We start from the raw sequence: 7,110 nt of genomic DNA on the forward strand, positions 1-7,110 counted from the left end.
ATATGTGATCCATCAACCTCAATAATTTTTCCAACTGCAAGATTCTCTATAGGGTCATTTGGATCGTTAGAAAAGGAAGTCATCTTTCACCCCCTAGGATACGGGTCAGATTTTCAAATTTCCACCAAGGCAAATCTTTGTCAGCAGAAGACTGCACCTTTCCATGAAAAAAACCTCTCTTTGCATAAATTCTAATCTGTTCAGTAATCGTCATATCCAAATGCCATTGCTCCAATTGACCCTGAGGTCTGTCAAATTCCGTAAAAGCCAAAAGAGTTAGTCTTCCATCAGATTCTTTTAAAGCTCTTTCAAGCTCAATATTGATATGCGAATCGTTAAACCTATATCCACAAATTGTTAAGACAACTTCCGAATGCAGTTCAGGCCTCATCGATTGCCTCATAATTGACAAAATCTGTGCAAAAGGGTCTTTTTGAGTCTCCTGATATTTTGTGGAAGCCGGCCAAATCATTACCTTGTTCTTTGGAACTATTTTGTAACACGTTTTGCCCCCACTCCTTAGACGTCTGGGAACAAGGTCGTTCTCTAGCTGACACCAGTCAATTGACCCGTGCACTTTTAGCACACGAGCAATTGAATCATGTTTCTTGAAGGTATCTGTGTCCCACCATCCCGTTGCACCACCAGTAAACCCGTCGACGTACGAAAAGCATTCTAACGCTAGAGCATCTTCTATGAGGGTATCATAATTTAGCACAAAATAGTCTACCGGAACTGTACTTTCAGTTTTACCTGACCTAAGAATATGGTGGACTGCGGTCACGAACTGCCTATGTGTATCAATCTCAAGTTCCTTTGAATCAAGACATTCCGCAATTGTCTCCTTTATTGCTGCAAGAGCATCCCTAAGCATATCCGCATCATAATCAACCCCATCTAATGAAATGTCTTTCTTTGAAGAATTTTTTTCTTTTCTGCGCTCTGCAATTGCCAACAGGTCTACAAGCTCACTCATATAATCTTCGATTGTAGTCAACGTGGAACCCTGAAATTGTTTCTGTATTGCCGTGAGTATCTTTTCCGCCTTTCCTCCAGACGTCGACAGTTTTTTTAAAACTTTATCAGTCAATTCAGAAGTCAAAGGTAATCCGGCACATCGACTGCAACCTGCGCCCAAAAGAAATACCCTATTGTTTTGTGATATAAGTTCTTCGAGCTGCTTAATACAATCAGAAAAAGGCTCCTGTTTTAGAATACTCAGGTCATCATTTTTTTCTTTTGTCATTTTTACTTCCCCTTTATTTCTATGTTGCATAATTAATTTGAACTCACTTTAATTATTTGGCTTATTTTATTCACCAGGCAATATTAATTTATCATCTTCTTCATGAAAATCCCAGATACTATTATATTCACTTTTCAGTTCTGTCATTAACTGAATCTTTTTTGCAGATAACTGCTCAATTTCTCTTCCTACGGATGATCTTATGTTCTTCTGAATTTCAATTATTGATTTAACTAATTTTGTAATTCTTTCATGCGACTTAAGATGATTTTCATTAGAAAAATTGAGTTTGGGTACTGGCAAATCAGAAATAACGGCAGAACCTCGACTAAAATATCCTCCTCGAAATGAACTACCTCGTTTTCTCAAGAAATATTCAACAACCCTTTGATTAAGTAGCCCCAAAATAAATTCTAGGGAATATCCGCTTTTAGGATTAATAAGTGCTACTTCGCCTGCTGTTCCACCTGAGGCAAAACCAACACCTGACATATCAATGCCATATTTATCACCTAATTGATTAACAGAGTAAATAATTTTTGGGCTTTTAAATGCTACATTTAACGCTTGATGGCGTCCATAACAATAATATTCGTCGGACTTATACGGTGGTGAAACGTCTCGTTCGAGCAAGCGTTCTTTATTGGCACTAAAATATTTATATGCAAGAGGATATTTTTTAGATAGATCAGAAGGTTTAATCAATACTGCCTCTCCATCAGAATTTTGGTGATAGGGGAAAATAATACGTGAATCAGCCTCTATGGGCAAATATGACCATACCTGTGATGTTGAATTTATCAAATAGGGTTTAGTAATACTGTTTTCCATTTCCCAAGTTACATTGTTCCGTTCAAAATTCAGTATCCCATTTCTTTCAACCCATTTCTCAATTGAAAAAATATCCTCCGCGCTCGTTTGTATTCCATTAATTACATCAACAATTTCACTTAGAAGCAAAGAATTTCTATAAAGTTTGGCAAGAACCAGTGCTTCTGTTTTGCTCGCTGGCAAAACCCACGATCTGCCCCTAAGATTAAAAAGCAATTGGCTATCAAGAGAAATCCCTTTTTCATGAGGAGTAAGTGTCCATACGGAATAATCTCTAACATATTGATACCAAAACGAATCTTTTTTTGACTTTGAAAGTAAAAGAAGACATACGTAAGTAGATTTACCTTCAAAGAGTAATTCATTGCCAAAATCAACAATTTCGGCAACTAAGTTATTTTTTGTCAACATTTCTCTAAGTTTATTTCCCGCTTCAATCGTTATCCATTTGTTTGGAACTACCATTCCTACCCAACCTTTCTCATTTAATTTTGAAATGGCTCGTTCAAGAAAAATATAGTACTTATCAAATTGTTTATACGGTGATTGATATTTTTTTTTGTAATAATCATATTCATATTTCGTTTTAACTTTCATATCTTCGGTTTTAATATATGGCGGATTGCCTACAATTAAGTCAAATCCAACTGGCAGATAAGCCGTCTTCCAATCTAATGGACGTGTACTCTCGATAACATCTCTATTTATGTTTGAGAAATCATTATCAACTACTGAATTGCCCCAAACAATGTTCTGATCGATATTTGGAAGAATCTTCTTACCACTAGGAAGTGTCCCTTTGTTTTCGTCTTCTAATAACTTAATCAATAAACTAAACCTTGCGACTTCAACAGCATTGTAATCAATGTCAATCCCAAAAAGACAAGACTCAAGGAGCTCTTTTTTTATTACAAAAGATAAACGATAATCGCCTTCCGATTTTTTATATATTTGTGAAAAATCGCCCTTTTTCATTAAACATTCTAAAGCCGCATCAGCAAGCTCATCTAAACACCTCAAGAGGAAACGACCTGACCCTACCGCAATATCAAGAATTCGAAGCGATCTTAATGAATCATAGTTGAGTATTCCGGATTCCCGCATTTCAATAAGCTTGCCTGAAAAAGATCGCCTCACAATTTCATCAACGATGGGTTGAGGAGTTGTAATAACTTCGCGACTATCATAAAGTGGTTTGTCTTCTAGAATGATTTGCTTTGCATCGTCAAAAGAAAGTCGTTTTGTTAAAAATAATTCATATACTTGTCCGAGGAAATCTGCATTAAGCACACTGAAACTATATGGAGACTTTGGAAAGTAAAGTTCTTCTACAATGCTAAAGAATATTTGAGAATCTATTGAGTAGTTATTTTGCAGCGGATCATTTGTAGTTTCAAAAAGTCCTGTATTATACCTTTCATTAAGCTCCTTAAAGAGTGCCTTCAAGTCAACATAACTTTTTGTCTTTGAGACATTGCGTAAGCGTTCTTCTCCTTCTATTCCTCGATCTTCGCACATACGAATAAAAATAATACGATTAATCACCTTTTGAGTAATATCATTTAGTTCATTTAGACCTAATTCTTGGTATCGCGAATTTAAATCACTAGCCACTTGAATTCGCCAATTGTTTATTCGATCTAAAAACAAAGTATTTACATGTGCTACGGTTATAACACCATAAGCTTTATCTAAACTCCCTGTTGCTACTGCTTCTCTTCCAAACAGAGAAAGCAAATCTTTGTATTTTGAAGGAATGTCTTTATAGTCAATTTCTAAAATTAGACCTGCATCTGCGTTGTCCAATTCCTGAGGTGCTATTTGAGTATTGTAAATTCGCAATGTTTGAAAATTTGTTAAAATAGAGACCTGCATCCCCGCAGTCCAGCCATAGCTACGTAGTTGAAATGCACTTTCCTTATGAGTTTTAATATTAACAGATGGTTTCTTTGCCTCTACAAAAAATTTTCTCGTGGCAGCAATCCTAAAGGTGTAATCGGGACGTTTTGTAGACGTTTCGTTAGGTTGTGATTCTTCCCGAACAATATCTTTCAGGCTGTTTGGAGTTCCGTGTTTGTTAGACATATCCCAACCAAGACATTCAAAAAATGGGTCTATATATTCTATTCTGGTTTCAGTTTCAGTGAAACCAGAAGTATCTGACGTTAGTATTTGTTTATCCGCATCAAATTTAGAAATGAGTTTTTGTATTATTTCTATCTCATTATTCATAAAAATCACTTCCTTCATACGCATTTGAAACTAACCTCTGCCGCCTAGAGCGTATTTTATCCCAAGCATTATACAAGACATCGCATTCGCTTCCCGATAAACCTGCCGCTTTTAACACAATCTTATCCTGCTGAGGGAACAAAATATCAGTTCTAACGCTATTTTTTATTCTATTATCAAGATCTGCTAAGGAAATTGAAGAATTTCTTGTTTCAGGAACAAATAGTTTTTCTATCTCCGAAGGCACAAGTTCCAAAACTCCTCCGCCATAATGTCGTCCTTCTAATTCAGCCGATAAAGCTGTTAAACTATTAATAAAGTTAAAAATTAAATTTGGAATATCTTTAGAAATTGGGCATATCCGATACGCAGTATCAGTGGTAAACACTTTTGCCTTGTTAAGAATTAGTCTCGGAAAATTGTGAGATCGCTTCAACATACATACTGCTGTCGAATATAAGGAAGGAACCTTGTACCAAGGAGAACGTATTCTGCATTTATATCGTGTATGGATATGTAGCAATTCACCTTGTTTTATATAATCTCTGATTCCCTTGGGAAGCTTTTCAATTGGAGTGGCATCAAACATAAGAAAATTTGTAGGGAATCCTTGTTTTTGATTCATCTTATGAATTTTATGATCATAAATAATTCCTGGACAATACGCACTACGACCGAACATAGGACGAATGTATTTATGCAGTTTAAATTGCGCCACAATTTCGTCATTCACTAAAAAAAACTTGTTCGCCCCTGTGACTATCCCTACATCCACTGTTGCCAACTTATTAAACCTAGTTATTGATTTGTATTTGGTAACTTTTTCAAATACATTAAGTTCTGCGGACGACAGAAGAACTTTCATCCATTTTCCATTCAGCAAGTCTCCGGATAAATACTTTGCTTTTTGAAAGTATAGCTCTGGATTATTAGAAAGAAATGTGTTGTCAGGGGCAGATAAGATTGCGACTCCCTTTGAAGGGATATAAGGCTTGTTCTTCTTTTCAACTAACAGCAACATTGTACCTTGCAGTGCTTGCTCAAAAAGCAATTCATTGGGATCAATTAATAATATACGCTCACATTCTGATAGAAGAAATTTACGAAGGGATTCTGCATGCAACACATGTAATATTTCAGAAGGTATAACCATTGCAAGTCTTCCAGAAGGAGCTAATAATCCTATACTTGCAATAATAAATGAAACCCAAGCATTAGTATGTTTCGTAAATGATAGATCGAATTTTGAAAATATAGTTTCTGCTAGCTGTTGAGCTTTATCTTCGAGATATTGATAACGAATATAAGGAGGATTTCCGATTACAGCATCAAATTTAGTATTCTCTTCAATTTTTCTATTTGCCCAATCAAGAAAATCAGAAACGATTATTTGTGATTGCAATAAACGATTTTTTGTCGCACTATATTTTGCCTTTTCCGCTTCCTCGGAAAACAATTCTATACCTGTAAAACTCGTTTTGTATTTCAGTATCCCATTAAGCGCTCTTATAAAAACTCCGTCTCCACAGCTGGGTTCTAAAATGGTCTTAGGTTTTTTGTTTAATACCCATTGGCTTAGAAATTTTGCAACTGGAGCCGGGGTATAGTAACCGCCGCGTAATTTTGTTATTGATTCATTTATTTTAAAATTCATATTACCTTCTACAGTTTTCTAATTACGCCCTTAAGTTTACCTGCTATCAAAACATTTGTTTCAGCTTTTTTGATAATGATAGGTCTAATTTTATCATTTTCTGCTGCTAATTTAACAGCATTCCTTTCAACAAAAACTCTTTTCAAAGTTGCTTCATCATTCAGAATAACTGCCCCAATTTCTCCTCTTTCAACTGCTGGCTGTTGATGAATAATTGCATAGTCACCGTTGAATATACCAGCATTGATCATACTGTCGCCTTTCACTCTCAAAGCAAATAATTTTGTTGGATTTCCAAAAAGTGACTTATCTATCGAGATTTTATATTCAATATTTTCTTGAGCAAGAATTGGCGTTCCCGCAGCAATAGTCCCTAAGACTGGAATAGAAGAAGACTCTGGACTCTCCTGTTGAACTTCTTCATTATTGATAATCTCAATGCCTCTTGATATATTTTGATGCCTTAGAATATGACCTTTTCTTGCAAGTGCATTTAGATGATCCGTAACCCCTGTCGGTGATTTTATTCCAAAATTTTTCATGATCTCATCAATTGACGGAGGAAAACCTTTGGAATCAATATGATTCTTTATAAAGTCCAGTATTTCATTTTGCCGATCTGTAAGCTCTTGTTTTTCCATGGCAAAAACATTATACTGTATATATATACAGGTGTCAAGTTCTTGAACAACTTTTTAAAAACTTTGCGCGCGGGAATAAAAAAATAAATCGTTTTGAGCGGGCGAGGGAGCCCACCTGAGGACGCCAAAGGCGGACGAAGGGAAAGCCGAATCAAAGCAGTGTTGTGTCATGGTCAATCATCAATCAAAATCAAATATCCTTACTCTTGCAACCGTGAATCATGTTTGGTAGAATAACATCAACAGTTCGGAATAGAATCAGATGTGCAGCGTTTCCTAACGGAACGAACTGTGATGGAATGAAAGAAGAAGGAGAAAACCCTTCTTCTTTTTTATTTGTGAATGGAATTTGAGGCGTTTCTGACAAGGGGGGAAGGCAATTTGTAAAAGTATTTAAATTTACAACGACTTTTTCTTTTGAATAAACAATGCTTTGAATGAACTTTTTCGCCCAAAAACTTTTCTCAATACCTTTTTTCTCACGCAGGCCTTTGACAAACAAGGCG

At 35.8% G+C, this 7,110-nt stretch carries 5 protein-coding genes; all 5 read right to left on the minus strand.

Annotated features, from left to right (window positions below; all coding sequences use genetic code 11):
* Positions 1-79: 79 nt before the first annotated feature.
* Positions 80-1,246: an SIR2 family protein gene (locus tag NT145_05345; GenBank protein MCX5782109.1), complete on the minus strand. Its 1,167-nt coding sequence runs from the start codon at positions 1,244-1,246 to the stop codon at positions 80-82.
* Positions 1,247-1,312: 66 nt separating this feature from the next.
* Positions 1,313-4,309 (minus strand): N-6 DNA methylase, encoded by a 2,997-nt coding sequence (locus NT145_05350; protein MCX5782110.1) that lies wholly within the window; start codon positions 4,307-4,309, stop codon positions 1,313-1,315.
* The gene (locus tag NT145_05355) at positions 4,302-5,963 is read right to left on the minus strand and encodes an N-6 DNA methylase (protein ID MCX5782111.1); all 1,662 of its coding nucleotides are present in this window, start codon (positions 5,961-5,963) and stop codon (positions 4,302-4,304) included. The genes NT145_05350 and NT145_05355 overlap by 8 nt, the downstream gene beginning before the upstream one ends.
* A gap of 8 nt (positions 5,964-5,971) precedes the next feature.
* Entirely contained in the window at positions 5,972-6,604 is a 633-nt protein-coding gene (gene lexA, locus NT145_05360) for a transcriptional repressor LexA (protein MCX5782112.1), read from the minus strand.
* A 190-nt stretch (positions 6,605-6,794) separates the two neighbouring features.
* Positions 6,795-7,110 (minus strand): hypothetical protein (locus NT145_05365; GenBank protein MCX5782113.1); only part of this gene is annotated, 316 nt, incomplete at its 5' end.

Source organism: Elusimicrobiota bacterium (assembly GCA_026388075.1).
Classification (GTDB): domain Bacteria; phylum Elusimicrobiota; class Endomicrobiia; order Endomicrobiales; family JAPLKN01; genus JAPLKN01.